The following is a 13,551-nucleotide window of genomic DNA, read 5'->3' as shown; positions in this document are numbered from 1 at the left end:
GTGTGGAGCCGCGCCGCGCCTCCCGGCGTGTGGAGGACCAGGGCCGCGCTACGCGAGCTCGAGCAGCACGTGTCCCGAGGACACGGTCTGCCCGACGGGCGCGTTCACGGCGCGCACGACGCCGTCGCGGTGCGCCTGCACGGGCTGCTCCATCTTCATGGCCTCGAGCACGACGAGCAGATCGCCCTTGACGACCTCCTGGCCCTCCTCGACGGCGAGCTTGACGACGGTCGCCTGCATCGGCGAGGTGACGCTCGCGCCGGACGGACCACCGGCGCCGCCGCCCCGGACCGTGGAGGTGCGGCGCTTCGGGGGAGCGGTCCGGTGCCGGGGGGACGCCGCGACGCCGACGACGCTCGGCATCGTGACCTCGATCCGCTTGCCCGCGACCTCGACGACGACGCGTTCGCGCGCCGGCGGCTCGGGGAGCGCCTCGGGCTCGCCCGACCACGCGGGGATCTCGTTGACGAAGTCGGTCTCGATCCAGCGGGTGTACACGCTGAACGGTGCGTCGTCGGCGGTGGCGAACGCCGGGTCCTCCACGACGGCGCGGTGGAACGGCAGGACGGTCGGGAGGCCCGTGACCTCGAACTCGGCCAGCGCACGACGCGAACGCTCCAACGCCTCGGCGCGCGACGCTCCGGTGACGACGAGCTTGGCGAGCAGCGAGTCGAACGCACCGGTGACGACGTCGCCGGAGACGACGCCGGAGTCGACGCGGACGCCGGGACCGGACGGGGCGTGGAACACGTGGACCGGGCCGGGCGCGGGGAAGAAGTTGCGGCCGGGGTCCTCGCCGTTGATGCGGAACTCGAACGAGTGCCCACGGGCCTCCGGGTCCGGGTAGTCGAGCGTGCCGCCCTCGGCGATGCGGAACTGCTCGCGGACCAGGTCGATGCCGGTGACCTCCTCGGACACCGTGTGCTCGACCTGCAGGCGCGTGTTCACCTCGAGGAACGAGACGGTGCCGTCCCGACCGACCAGGAACTCGCAGGTGCCCGCGCCGAGGTAGCCGACCTCGCGCAGGATGGCCTTCGAAGAGGTGTACAGCTGCTCGGTCTGCTCCGGCGTCAGGTACGGCGCCGGGGCCTCCTCGACGAGCTTCTGGTGGCGGCGCTGCAGCGAGCAGTCACGCGTCGACACGACGACGACGTTGCCCTCGGCGTCGGCCAGGCACTGGGTCTCGACGTGGCGCGGTTCGTCGAGGTACTTCTCGACGAAGCACTCGCCGCGTCCGAACGCCGCCACGGCCTCGCGGGTGGCGGAGTCGAACAGCTCGGGGATCTCCTCGCGGGTCCGGGCGACCTTGAGGCCACGACCGCCGCCGCCGAACGCCGCCTTGATGGCGACGGGCAGGCCGACCTCGTCCGCGAAGGCCACGACCTCGGAGACGTCCTGGACCGGCTCGATGGTGCCGGGTGCGAGCGGCGCGCCGACCGCCTCCGCCACGTGCCGGGCGGACACCTTGTCGCCGAGCCGCTCGATGGCCTCGGGCGACGGGCCGATCCACACGAGTCCGGCGTCGATCACCGCGCGGGCGAAGTCCGCGTTCTCGGCGAGGAACCCGTACCCGGGGTGCACGGCGTCGGCACCGGAGCGTCGGGCGACGGAGACGATCTTGTCGATGACGAGGTAGGTGTCGGCGCTCGTCGTCCCGTTCAGCGCGTAGGCCTCGTCGGCGAGGCGGGCGTGCAGGGCGTCACGGTCCTGGTCGGCGTAGACGGCGACCGAGGCCTTGCCCGCGTCACGTGCCGCTCGGATGATCCGGACCGCGATCTCGCCACGGTTCGCGATGAGGACCTTGCTGATACGGGGCATGAGAACTCAGCGTATTCGCGCCCCGGGTGCCCCCATTGACCGGCATGCACAAAGAAGGCGTGGTCCGGCCGTGCGGTTGCTACAACGCCCTCCGGGTCAGGCGGTGGCCCACAGATCGTGCCAGGCGATGCCGAAGCCGTGGCGGAGCATCGACCGCAGCATGGGCAGCGACAGTCCGACGACCGCGCTCGGGGCACCGTCGATCCGGGTGATGTACGCGGCGGCGGCGCCGTCGATCGTGAACGCGCCCGCGACCTCGAGCGGCTCGCCGGTCGCCACGTACGCCGCCACCTCGTCGGGGTCGACGTCGTCGGCGAAGGTGAGCCGCGCACCGTCCACCGCCACGACGGTGTCACCCTCGATCCGCATGCCGGGAGGAACGGCACCGGCCCGGCCCGCCGGTCCCGCATGCGCACCGGTCGCGTGGTCGTCGGCGGTCGTCGACGCGGCCGTACCGGAGCCTCCCGGCCGGTCCCGTCGGCGGTCGACGACGCAGTGGCCGGACCACAGGGTGCCGCCGCCGGCCGCGAGCATCCCGCGCCACCGCTCGCGCGCGACGACCGGGTCGTGGGGTTTGCCGTACAGGTGGCCGTCGACCTCGAACGCGGAGTCGCCTCCGAGGACGACACCGTCCACGGGGGAGCCGGCGATCGACCGGTCCGCGACGGCGCGGGCCTTCGCGACGGCGAGCAGCGACACGAGCTCGGGGCCCGTGAGCGCCCGACCGAGGCGCTGTGCCTCGGCGGCGGCGGTGGACTCCTCGTCGACGCCGGGCGCCACGAGGACGGGCTCGATCCCCGACTGGGCCAGGAGGGCCCGCCGTGCCGGGGAGGTGCTCGCGAGGTACAGGCGGGTGCGCATGCGACCATCGTTCCATGGGTGACCAGGTCGGAACGCTGCTCGAACTCGACGTCACCGGGATCGCGCACGGCGGGATCACGGTGGCGCGGCACGAGGGACGCGTCGTGTTCGTGACCGACGCGATCCCGGGCGAGCGGGTCGTCGCCCGGGTGAGTGAGGACCGGAAGAAGTCGTTCTGGCGCGCGGACACCGTCGAGGTGCTCGCGCCGTCACCGCACCGTCGTCCGCACGTCTGGGAGGCCGCCGCGATCGAGCGCGATCCCGCCGAGCGGGCCGGTGGTGCCGAGTTCGGACACATCGCACTCGAGCACCAGCGGGCCCTGAAGCAGCAGGTCCTCGTCGAGGCGTTCGCGCGGTTCGCACACCTCGACCTGCCCGACGTCGAGGTCGTCGCCGCGCCCGGGGACGACGCCGCGGACGGTCTCGGCTGGCGGACCCGCGTCCGGCTGCACGTCGACGAGGACGGCACGCCCGGCCCCTTCGCCGCGCGCTCGCACCACGTCGTCGCGGTGCACGACCTGCCGCTCGCGGCGGCCGCCGTCGCGGCGGCCGCACCGCTCGGCGCGAGGACCATGCCGGGCGCGGCCGTGGTCGACGTCCTGGCCCCGTCGGAGGGGTCGGGCGAGGGTCGGCTCGTCATCGACGCGCAGGCACCCACCGTCGTGCACGAACGGGTCGGCGACCGGGTGTTCGCCGTCGACGACACGGGGTTCTGGCAGGTGCACCGTGCCGCACCCCGGGTCCTGACCGACGCCGTCCGGCGCGCCGTGGATCCGGACCGGCTCGACCCCCAGGGCCACCACCTCGACCTGTACGGCGGCGTCGGGCTGCTCGCGGCGGCGCTCGGTGACCTCGTCGGAGGTGGATACCGCGTCACGAGCGTCGAGAGCGCCGCGGCCGCGACCGAGCACGCCCAGGAGAACCTCGCCGAATGGGTCGGAGCGCGTGCCGAGACGGGGCGCGTCGACCGGTGGCTGCGGCGCACGCTGGACACCGTCGGGCCGACCGAGCGGGACCGGTTCGCGGCCGGCACCGTCGTGCTCGACCCGCCGCGGGCCGGGGCCGGGAGGGACGTGGTCGAGTCCGTCGTCGCGCTCGCGCCCGCCCAGGTCGTGTACGTCGCGTGCGACCCCGTCGCGCTGGCGCGCGACGTCGCCACGTTCGCCGAGCTCGGGTACCGGCTGGACGACGTCCGCGGGCACGACCTGTTCCCGCACACGCACCACGTCGAGGCCGTGGCGCGGCTCGTCCCCGAGGTCTGACCCCGTCCTCGCCGTCCCCCGAACCGCGGACCGGAACCGAGCCCGATGCTGGTGGCGGCCTGAGTACGATGGTGACGGCGAGCGGAACAGGGGCCGCACGCCGGAAGCGAGGCGACCGTGGCATCAGGAACGACGTCCACCAGCGTGGACCACACGAGCACGACGACCAGGCCGGTCCGGGTCGCGATCGTCGACGACCACGAGTCCGTCCGGCTCGGCATCCAGGCCGCGTGCCAGGCCGAGGGCTACGAGGTCGTGCTCACCGCCGCGAGCGTCCCGGAGTACGTCGAGGCCCTCGCCGGGCGCGAGGTCGACGTCGTCGTGCTCGACCTGTCCCTCGGCGACGGCTCGACCGTGACCGAGAACGTCAAGCACGTCCAGGGCACGGGGGCCGCCGTCCTCGTGCACAGCATCGCCGACCGCGTCGCGAGCGTCCGAGAGGCCCTCGCCGCCGGTGCCGCCGGGGTCATCCCGAAGTCCTCCGCGACGAAGACCGTCATGGCCGCGGTCGCGACCGTCGCGCGCGGGGACGTCCTCAACAACCTCGAGTGGGCGAGCGCCATCGACGCCGACCGCGACTTCGCCAAGGCCCAGCTCGGGCGTCGCGAACGCGAGATCCTGCACCTGTACGCGTCCGGGCTGCCGCTCAAGCTCGCCGCCCAGCAGCTCGGCATCGGCTACTCCACCGCGCGCGAGTACCTGGACCGCATCCGCGTGAAGTACGTCGAGGTCGGACGCCCGGCCCCGACCAAGGTCGATCTGCTGCGCCGTGCGGTCGAGGACGGCATCCTGCCGGGACTCGACGCGGACGGCGATGGTCGCTGACGCCGCACCGCCGGTCGCGGCGGACCCGAGCCGGAGCATCCGGCCGGCCATCACCGCGACCACACTCGAGCGGGCCATCGCGGTCATGCTCGCCGCGGCGGCCCTCGGGTTCGGCGCGGTCACCGTCCCGCCGGTGCTCCAGCAGCTCCCGTCGCTCGACCCCGTGTGGGGACTCGTCGTGGCGCTCGTCGTCTGCGCCTCGATCGTGTTCGTCGGGGCGACGGCCGTCGTCCGCCGGCTCGCGCGGACCGCGCAGATCGTCGTCGCGGTCGTGTTCCTCGTCGCGCTCGTCACCTGGCCGTTGACGGTACCGGGGAGCCTCCCGCAGGCGCAGGTGCCCTGGCTCTGGTGGTTGTGCAACGTCGCGACGATCGCAGCCGCCATCGCGTTCCGCACGTGGCAGATCGCAGCCGTCTACAACGTCCTCGTGCCCGTCGCCTACGTCGTCGTCCGGATGACCCCATCGGGTGGCGCCGTCTCGCTGCCCCGCGCCGTGCTCGACGGCGTGTACGTCATGATCCTCGGGGGCGCGGCCCTCGTGCTCATCGTCGTGATCCGCCGTGCCGCCGCCGCCGTCGACGCCGCGCAGGCGACCGCGGTGCAGCGCTACGCCCGTGCCATGCGCGAACACGCCATCGAGCTCGAGCGGGTGCAGGTCGACGCCATCGTGCACGACAGCGTGCTCACCACCCTGCTCTCGGCGGCGCGCGCCGACACCCCCGAGGCGAAGACCCTCGCGGCGACGATGGCGCGGAACGCGATCGCCCACCTCGACGCGGCGGCCGCGCGGGGCGGCCCCGCCGTGGTGCCGCCGGTGCCGTTCTCCGCGGTCCGGTCCCGCGTGGTGGAGACCGTCGGGGCGCTCGCCGCCCCCGTGGACGTCCGCTCCCAGGACGTCGACGACCGCGACCTGCCGGCGTCGGTCGCCGAGGCCCTCGCCGCCGCGACCCTGCAGGCCGCGGTGAACAGCGTGCAACACGCGGGCGACGACGCCGTCCGTCGGTGGGTCACGCTCATCGGGATCGGCGCCGCCGGCGTGCGCATCGAGATCGGCGACGACGGCGCCGGGTTCGATCCGGGGACCGTGCCGGCCGAGCGGCTCGGCGTGCGTCGGTCCATCATCGAACGCGTCGGGGTCGCCGGCGGGGAGGCGCGGCTCGTCAGCGCGCCCGGTCGCGGCACCCGCGTCGTGCTCACCTGGGCGCCCGCGGCCGCGCCCGCGTCCGTCCCGGTCGAGGCGGCTCCGTCGCGGGGTGGACGATGAGGGCCTCCCTCCCCGCCGGCGTCGCCACCGCGCTCGCCGCGATCTTCTCGCTGTACCACCTGGTGCTCGCCGTGACGTCCTTGTCCGAGGTCCGGGACGTCCAGCCGGTCATCGCGTGCATGGTCCTCTACGTCGCCGCCACCGCTGCCGCCCTCGTCACGACGGACGGCACGCTCCCGGTGTGGTCGGCCTGCTTCGCGCTCGCCACGTCGGTCGTGATGCCGCTCGTCATCGCGCCGGAGGTCCCCCCGGCCTCGGTCGGCACCGGGTACGCGACCTGGTACGTCGCGGCCGTCGGGACGCTCATGGTCATCCTCGTCGTCCGCCAGCGCACGGCGTTCGCGTGGATCGGCGTCGGGTTCCTCGCGCTCCACTCGGTGCTGTGGGCGGGACCCGGCGGGCTGGCGTCGCTCGGGGTGATCGGGAGTCTGTCGTGGGTGGCCATCGCGTCGGCGTTCGTCGCCGCGATGAACGGTGCGACCCGCGTGCTCCGCGACTTCGTCCGGGCCGAGCAGGAGACCGTCGACTGGCAGGCGGCACAGGACGCCCACGTGCACGAGCGGCAGTTCCGGCTCGAGCAGACGACCCGCATGGCGCTGCCGATGCTCCAGCGGATCATCGCCACCTGCGGGGACCTGTCCGCCGAGGAGCGACTCGAGTCCATCAACCTCGAGGGCGCCATCCGCGACGAGATCCGGGGGCGGAGCCTGCTCTCGGACGAGGTCCGACACGAGGTCATGGCGCTCCGGCGCGCCGGTGCCACCGTCCAGCTCCTCGACGAGGGTGGTCTCGACGAACTCGAGGACGAGGACCGCGCGCGGGTCCACGCGGAGCTGGCGCGGGGCCTCCGGGCTGCCGCGGGTGCCGACACCGTGGTGATCCGCACCGTTCCCGGGGGATCGGACACCGCCGTCACGGTCGTCGGACTCCGCCTGGACGGCGACGCGAGCGAGTCCGCGGCGCTCGGAGCCGGTCTCGACGACGAGGACGGCGACGAGGACGACTCCGTCGTGCTGTGGCTCGAGATCCCACGGCACCTCGACCCGCGCCCGGCCGGCTGAGGGACGGCGTCCCGCGACGCTCACGCGCCTCGTGGAACGACGAAGCGGGCCGGTGGTCCACCAGCCCGCTCGTCGAAGGGAACGAGTCAGAGCGACAACCCGAATGTCGCTCTGACTCGACGGGAGCGACGCCGAACCCGAATCGGTCGTCGCTCGGCGATGTTCCTCGAAGAGGCACATCGAACACTTCGATGATGACACGGCCGCGGTCCCGGGACAGTCGTCATTTCGGGGGACATTCCTGGATGTCGTACCCCGGAATGTCGCGGCGTGGCCGCGGCGGTGCCCGGAATCAGCGGAGCGAGCGGGACCAGGTGCTGGCGGCACCCGACGGCATCGTCCGCGGAGAGCGGCTGGCGGCCTCCCACCCGGCGCGGGGGTCGACCGACACCACGGTGCGGCCGCGCGCCGCTGCGGCGTCGGCGGCAGCGCGGAGCACGGCCGTGACGGCCGCGATGTCCTCGGGTGTCGGCGACCCCGCGACCACCGAGAGGTCGATCCCGTCGGCGCTCCCCGGGCCTCCCGGCCGGTCCGACGCGCTCGCGTCGGCGCTCACAGCGGGATGTTCCCGTGCTTCTTGGGCGGGAGGGCCGCACGCTTGCCGCGGAGGGCGCGCAGGGCCTTGACCACGGCGACCCGCGTCGCGTGCGGCTGGATGATCCCGTCGAGCTCGCCGCGCTCGGCGGCCAGGTAGGGGCTCGCCACGTTGTACGTGTACTCGTTGGCGAGCTGCGCCCGGACCGCGGCGACGTCCTCGCCGGCCTCCTCGGCGCGCTTGATGTCGCTCCGGTAGAGGATGTTGACGGCGCCCTGGCCGCCCATCACGGCGATCTCGGCCGTCGGCCATGCCAGGTTGATGTCGGCGCCGAGCTGCTTGGAGCCCATGACGATGTAGGCCCCGCCGTACGCCTTGCGCGTGATGACCGTGACGAGCGGCACCGTGGCCTCGGCGTAGGCGTACAGGAGCTTCGCGCCGCGCCGGATCACGCCCGTCCACTCCTGGTCGGTGCCCGGCAGGTACCCCGGGACGTCCACGAGCGTGAGGATCGGGATGGAGAACGCGTCGCAGAACCGGACGAAGCGGGCCGCCTTCTCGCCGGCGTCGATGTTCAGGGTCCCCGCCATCGCCTGCGGCTGGTTCGCGATCACGCCGACCGTGCGTCCCTCGACGCGACCGAACCCGATGACGATGTTCGGTGCGAAGAGCGGCTGGACCTCGAGGAAGTCGCCGTCGTCGACGACGTGGTCGATGACCGTCATGACGTCGTACGGCTGGTTCGTCGAGTCCGGGATGACGACGTCGAGCTCCCGGTCCGCGTCGGTGGTCTCGAGCTCGACCGCGGTGTCGTAGGCCGGGGCGTCGGACAGGTTGTTGTCCGGCAGGAACCCGACCAGCGAGCGGGCGTAGTCGAGTGCGTCCTGTTCGTCCTCGGCGAGGTAGTGCGACACCCCGGACACCGCGTTGTGGGTCTGCGCGCCGCCGAGTTCCTCGAACCCGACGTCCTCGCCGGTGACGGTCTTGATGACGTCCGGTCCCGTGACGAACATGTGGCTCGTCTTGTCGACCATGATCACGAAGTCCGTGAGGGCGGGGGAGTACACCGCGCCCCCCGCGGCCGGACCCATGACGATGGAGATCTGGGGGATGACGCCGGACGCGGCGGTGTTCCGGCGGAAGATCTCGCCGTACTTGCCGAGTGCGACGACGCCCTCTTGGATGCGCGCGCCACCGGAGTCGAGGATCCCGATGATCGGGACACCCGTCTTGAGCGCCAGGTCCATGACCTTGACGATCTTCTCGCCCGCGACCTCGCCGAGTGATCCGCCGAAGACCGTGAAGTCCTGCGCGTACACGGCGACCTGCCGGCCGTGGATCGTGCCCGTACCCGTGACGACCGCGTCGCCGTAGGGGCGCTTGGCGTCCATGCCGAAGGCGGAGGTGCGGTGCCGCACGAACTCGTCGAGCTCGACGAACGAGCCCTCGTCGAGGAGCGCCGCGATGCGCTCGCGGGCGGTCATCTTGCCCTTGGCGTGCTGCTTCGCGATCGCGGCCTCGCCTGCGGCGGTCACGGCCTCGTGGTACCGCACCCGGAGGTCGGCGAGGCGCCCGGCGGTGGTCGACAGGTCCGGCGCGTCCACGCCGTTGGGGGACTCGGGGGTGCTCACCCGATCACCCTACCGGCCGGTCGAGCGCCGTCCGTTGGAGGGTCCCCACGGTTCCTGGGGGTCGGAGTGCACGGTGTCATGCAACCGGTGGACGTGCTCCCGGCGGGGGCGCGACCCGTACATTGGCTCGCATGTCGTTCGAACGATCCCGTGCCGCCGGGGTGCCGCTCACGGTCGTCGCGTCGACGGGGTCGACGAACGCGGATCTCCTCGCCACCGCCCCGGCGACCGATCACCTCGCCGCGCTGGCCACACTCGACCAGACGGCCGGGCGCGGGCGGCTCGACCGCGTGTGGACGGCGCCGCCCGGCCGCACGCTCGCGGTCAGCGTGCTCGTCCGTGCGGACCTCGACCCGGTGGCGCGGGGCTGGCTGCCGCTCGTGGCCGGCGTGGCGATGCGGGACGCGGTCGCGCCGCTCGTCACGGCGACCGCGGTCGCCGTGAAGTGGCCGAACGACGTGCTCGTCGACGACCGGAAGCTGTGCGGGATCCTCGCCCAGGTCGCCGCGGACGGGTCCGTCGTCGTGGGCGCGGGCGTGAACCTCACCCTGACCGAGGACGACCTGCCCACACCCGTCGCGACGTCGCTCGCGCTCGCCGGTGCGCGTGGGGGCGCCGACGACCTCGCCGACGGCGTGCTGGCCGGCTTCTGGACGCGGTTCCGGGAGGCCGTGTCCGGTCTGTCCGCGGACCTGCCCGCCGTGCGCGCCCGGGTCCGTGCGGCGTGCGGAACCATCGGACGCGAGGTGCGCGTCGAGCTCCCGGACGGGTCCGTGCTCGAGGGGACCGCGAGGGACCTCGACGACGAGGGGCGTCTGGTCGTCGAGGGGCCCGGCACTGCGTCCACGCCGGGAGCAGGCCGTGCATCCGGTGCCGTCACGGCGATCGCCGTGGGCGATGTGACGCACCTGCGGTATGCATGACGCCATGCCCGACGAGGACGGACCCAGCGAGCGCGTCGTCGCCCGGATCCGGCCCTCCGGGCGCCAGTTGGTCCGGCCCGTCGTCGCGCTCCTCGTCGCGGCCGCGGGCTACGGCTACGGTCACGGCGTGTTCCACGCGCAGTGGGCGTGGGTCGACCTCGTCGTGTCGGTGGCGGCGCTCGTGGTGCTCGTGCTCGGGGCGCTCGTGCCGTTCCTCCGCTGGTTGTCGACGCGGTTCGTCGTCACCACGCACCGACTCGTCGCGCACGAGGGGGTCCTCATGCGGCACCGCACCGAGGTGGTGCTGACGCCAGCGCTCGTCGTGTCCGTGCACCGCTCGATCGGGCAGCGGCTCTGCGGATCCGGGGACGTGGTCGTGCAGGGGGCGTCGGACCGTCCGGTGCTGTTCTGGGACGTGCCGGGCGTCGCGCTCGTGGCGGCCGCCGTGCAGGAGCTCGCCGGCCGTGCCGCACCGCCGCCCGCCGCGCACGGCACCGGTCCGACGTGGGAGGAGATCCTCCGCGGCCCCGGGCCCGACGACGTCGGACCGGGAGGCGTTCGGTCATGACGCGCCGGTGATCCGGGGTCCGGGCCCACGGGGAGACCGGGGGTGGGGCGCCGGGTGAGGCCCCGGTGCGTCCGGCCGCTCGGCGTCGGCACGCTCCGGTAAGTTCGTCGGGTGCGCATCTCAGTGATCGGCTGTGGGTACCTCGGTGCCGTCCACGCCGTCTCCATGGCCAAGCTCGGACACGAGGTCGTCGGCGTCGACGTCGATCCCGTCAAGATCGCGGCGCTGTCCCGCGGTGAGGCACCGTTCTTCGAGCCGGGACTCCCCGAGATCCTCAGCGAGGCCCTCGCGACCGGCCGCATCCGGTTCACGACGGAGATCGCGGACGTCGCGGGGTCCGAGGTGCACTTCCTCGCCGTGGGGACCCCGCAGGGTGCCGACGGCGCGGCCGACCTCCGGTACGTCGACGCGGCGGTGGCCGCACTGCTGCCGCACGTCGGTGCCGGACAGCTCGTCGTCGGCAAGTCGACCGTGCCCGTCGGCACGGCGGCGCGCCTGGCGGACGACCTCGCCGCGGCCGAACCCGACGCGACGCTCGTCTGGAACCCCGAGTTCCTGCGCGAGGGCTTCGCCGTGCAGGACACCATCAGCCCGGACCGGATCGTGTACGGCGTGCCGGACGGGGTCGAGGGTGAGCGCGCGGTCGAGGTGCTCGACGACGTCTACGCCGCGGCCCTCGCCGCGGGGACGCCCCGACTCGTGGTCGACCGCGCGACGGCCGAACTCGTGAAGGTGAGCGCGAACGCGTTCCTCGCGACGAAGATCTCGTTCATCAACGCGATGGCCGAGATCGCCGAGGTCACCGGCGCCGACGTCACCGCCCTCGCCGACGCCATCGGGCTCGACGCCCGCATCGGCCGGCGGTTCCTCAACGCGGGCCTCGGGTTCGGGGGCGGGTGCCTGCCGAAGGACATCCGTGCCTTCCGTGCCCGGTCGATCGAACTCGGCCTGCCGCACACGCTCGACTTCCTCGAGGACGTCGACGCCGTGAACCTGCGGCGTCGCGACCGCCTCGTGGACGTCGCGACGGAGCTCCTCGGCGGTGACGTCCAGGGCCGCCGCGTCGCGGTGCTCGGTCTGGCGTTCAAGCCCGACTCGGACGACGTGCGCGACTCCCCGGCGCTCGACATCGCGGCACGGCTGCGGACGGCGGGGGCCGTGGTCGTGGCCTACGACCCCGAGGCCGTCCACACCTCGCAGCGCGTCCATCCCGAACTCACCTACGCCGAGAGCGCCGCGGAGGCCCTCGGCGGTGCCGACGTCGTCCTCGTGCTGACCGAGTGGCAGGAGTTCCGGGACCTCGAGCCGGCCGCGGTCGGTGCCCTCGTGGCGGCCAAGGCGATCGTCGACGGCCGCAACTGCCTCGATCCGCAGGCCTGGCGGCAGGCGGGGTTCACGTACCGCGGCATGGGGCGCTGACGGGAGTCCGACGCTCCACCGGCCGCCCGGTCCGCGCCCGCCCGTCCGTCAGGCCGTCGAGACGACGCTGCCGGTCGTCGCGTCGACGACGACCGTGTGGGTGGTGCCGCCGGCACTGACGAGCACGGTCCACCGGTGCGACGATCCGGCGGCGCCGAGGCGGAGGGACGTCACCCTGCCGCCGTCGACCGCGGCGGTCGCCGTCGTGGCGGCGTGGGCGACGTCGACGTGTGCCGCCGTCGCCGCGGCGGCGTCCGCGGCCTGCGTCGCGGCGTCCACCTGCTTCGGGAAGGGGCCGCTGATCACCCGTTCCGTCGTCCCCGAGACGACCGACTGCGTCTCGGCCCCGCCGGTCCCCACGACGAGCACGGTCCACCCGTCGGCACCGGACTTCGAGAACGCGATGACGGTGCCACCACCGGCGGCCGTGACGCCCTGCGCGGCGATCCCGGCGACGTCGACCGGCGCTGTCGTCCCGGTGTCGGCCCCGCCCGAGGACGACGACCCGCCGGAGCCGGACCCGCCGGCACCCGCGGTCGCTCCCGGGTCGGCTGACGCCGGTCCCGATGGCACGCCGCTGCTGATCGGGGCAGCACCCGCCGTCGCACCCGTCGCGGTGGTGGCGTCGCCGGTCGGGTGGGGCGTCGCGCTCGCGCCGTGCGCGGTCCGTGTCGGTGTCGGGTCGCCGCCGCCGCTGCACCCCGTGAGGGCGAGGGCCACGCCGACCCCGAGTGACACGACGACGGGCAGCGGGACGAGACCGCCCCGACGGCGAGAACCTGGCATGGACCCGATCCTGGCAGGTGGGCCCCCGCCCCACCCCGCAACGGCCGGGAGGGTCGTGGAACGCGCCGACGACGGCTCGCGGTCAGGGCGTTGTGTCGGCTGCGACCGCGGGGACGCTGCGGTCCTGCGTGTCCAGGGTGCGGTCCGGGTGGTACACCCACACCTTGTACAGCCAGAACCGGAAGGCCGTACCGAGCACGAGGCCGATCACGTTCGACGAGATGTTGTCCGCGAGCGCGGAGTGGTAGCCGAGGACGTAGTGCGAGATCCAGAGGCACCCGAGGGAGATGAGCATGCCGCCGAGTGACACGACGACGAACTCGATGCCCTCACGCACGGCCACGGAACGGCGCTGGTGTCGGAACGTCCAGTAGCGGTTCCCGACCCAGTTCACGAGGATCGCCACCGTGGTCGAGATGAGCTTGGCGAAGAAGGGACCGGCGTGCACGTGCTCGGGGGCGAGGACGGTGAGGCGGAGGAGGTTGAACAGGCCGGTGTCGACCACGAACCCGACTGCTCCGACGATGCCGAAGCGCGCGAGCTGTGCGAAGAGACGCCGCACGGGCCCTCCCGGTTCCGTAGAGTTGTGGCCGGCGGA

The 13,551-nt window shown here is 73.5% G+C and carries 13 protein-coding genes; 7 read left to right on the top strand and 6 right to left on the bottom strand.

The window, feature by feature from the left end:
* Window positions 1–48: 48 nt before the first annotated feature.
* On the bottom strand, window positions 49–1,818 hold the full coding sequence (locus tag DEI94_RS10410; protein WP_111009519.1) for an acetyl/propionyl/methylcrotonyl-CoA carboxylase subunit alpha: 1,770 nt from the start codon (window positions 1,816–1,818) through the stop codon (window positions 49–51).
* A 96-nt stretch (window positions 1,819–1,914) separates the two neighbouring features.
* Window positions 1,915–2,679, bottom strand: coding sequence for a Maf family protein (locus DEI94_RS10405; protein ID WP_111026201.1), 765 nt, complete (start codon window positions 2,677–2,679; stop codon window positions 1,915–1,917).
* A 14-nt stretch (window positions 2,680–2,693) separates the two neighbouring features.
* Between DEI94_RS10405 and DEI94_RS10400 the strand changes: the two genes are divergently transcribed.
* The 4 genes from DEI94_RS10400 to DEI94_RS10385 all read left to right on the top strand — a co-directional run bounded on the left by DEI94_RS10400 (window position 2,694) and on the right by DEI94_RS10385 (window position 7,091).
* Entirely contained in the window at window positions 2,694–3,941 is a 1,248-nt protein-coding gene (locus tag DEI94_RS10400; RefSeq protein ID WP_111026200.1) for a class I SAM-dependent RNA methyltransferase, read from the top strand.
* A 144-nt stretch (window positions 3,942–4,085) separates the two neighbouring features.
* Window positions 4,086–4,766: a response regulator transcription factor gene (locus tag DEI94_RS10395; RefSeq protein ID WP_258368518.1), complete on the top strand. Its 681-nt coding sequence runs from the start codon at window positions 4,086–4,088 to the stop codon at window positions 4,764–4,766.
* Window positions 4,756–6,030 (top strand): sensor histidine kinase, encoded by a 1,275-nt coding sequence (locus DEI94_RS10390; protein WP_111026199.1) that lies wholly within the window; start codon window positions 4,756–4,758, stop codon window positions 6,028–6,030. Before DEI94_RS10395 ends, DEI94_RS10390 begins: the two co-directional genes overlap by 11 nt.
* Entirely contained in the window at window positions 6,027–7,091 is a 1,065-nt protein-coding gene (locus tag DEI94_RS10385) for a DUF8320 family protein (RefSeq protein ID WP_111009524.1), read from the top strand. The genes DEI94_RS10390 and DEI94_RS10385 overlap by 4 nt, the downstream gene beginning before the upstream one ends.
* A 292-nt stretch (window positions 7,092–7,383) precedes the next feature.
* On the opposite strand, the gene DEI94_RS10380 is transcribed toward DEI94_RS10385, so the two are convergent.
* Window positions 7,384–7,647: an acyl-CoA carboxylase epsilon subunit gene (locus DEI94_RS10380; RefSeq protein WP_111009525.1), complete on the bottom strand. Its 264-nt coding sequence runs from the start codon at window positions 7,645–7,647 to the stop codon at window positions 7,384–7,386.
* Window positions 7,644–9,257 carry an acyl-CoA carboxylase subunit beta gene (locus DEI94_RS10375; protein ID WP_181434842.1) on the bottom strand — a complete coding sequence of 538 codons (1,614 nt, stop codon included), beginning with the start codon at window positions 9,255–9,257 and terminating at the stop codon, window positions 7,644–7,646. The genes DEI94_RS10380 and DEI94_RS10375 overlap by 4 nt, the downstream gene beginning before the upstream one ends.
* 131 nt (window positions 9,258–9,388) lie before the next feature.
* Here DEI94_RS10375 and DEI94_RS10370 point away from each other — a divergent pair, with 131 nt between their 5' ends.
* The 3 genes from DEI94_RS10370 to DEI94_RS10360 all read left to right on the top strand — a co-directional run bounded on the left by DEI94_RS10370 (window position 9,389) and on the right by DEI94_RS10360 (window position 12,167).
* Entirely contained in the window at window positions 9,389–10,180 is a 792-nt protein-coding gene (locus DEI94_RS10370; protein WP_111026198.1) for a biotin--[acetyl-CoA-carboxylase] ligase, read from the top strand.
* Between the two features lie 4 nt (window positions 10,181–10,184).
* Entirely contained in the window at window positions 10,185–10,748 is a 564-nt protein-coding gene (locus tag DEI94_RS10365; protein WP_146244020.1) for a PH domain-containing protein, read from the top strand.
* A 111-nt stretch (window positions 10,749–10,859) separates the two neighbouring features.
* Window positions 10,860–12,167, top strand: a complete 1,308-nt coding sequence (locus DEI94_RS10360; RefSeq protein ID WP_111009528.1) for a UDP-glucose dehydrogenase family protein — start codon at window positions 10,860–10,862, stop codon at window positions 12,165–12,167.
* Window positions 12,168–12,215: 48 nt separating this feature from the next.
* On the opposite strand, the gene DEI94_RS10355 is transcribed toward DEI94_RS10360, so the two are convergent.
* On the bottom strand, window positions 12,216–12,953 hold the full coding sequence (locus DEI94_RS10355) for a hypothetical protein (RefSeq protein ID WP_146244021.1): 738 nt from the start codon (window positions 12,951–12,953) through the stop codon (window positions 12,216–12,218).
* An 82-nt stretch (window positions 12,954–13,035) separates the two neighbouring features.
* The gene (locus DEI94_RS10350; protein ID WP_111009529.1) at window positions 13,036–13,515 is read right to left on the bottom strand and encodes a GtrA family protein; all 480 of its coding nucleotides are present in this window, start codon (window positions 13,513–13,515) and stop codon (window positions 13,036–13,038) included.
* Between the last annotated feature and the right edge of the window lie 36 nt (window positions 13,516–13,551).

This window comes from Curtobacterium sp. MCBD17_040 (assembly GCF_003234805.2).
In the GTDB taxonomy this organism is placed as follows: Bacteria; Actinomycetota; Actinomycetes; order Actinomycetales; family Microbacteriaceae; genus Curtobacterium.
The sequence above is the reverse complement of the archived record's forward strand: the minus strand, read 5'-3'. Positions and strand labels throughout refer to the sequence as shown.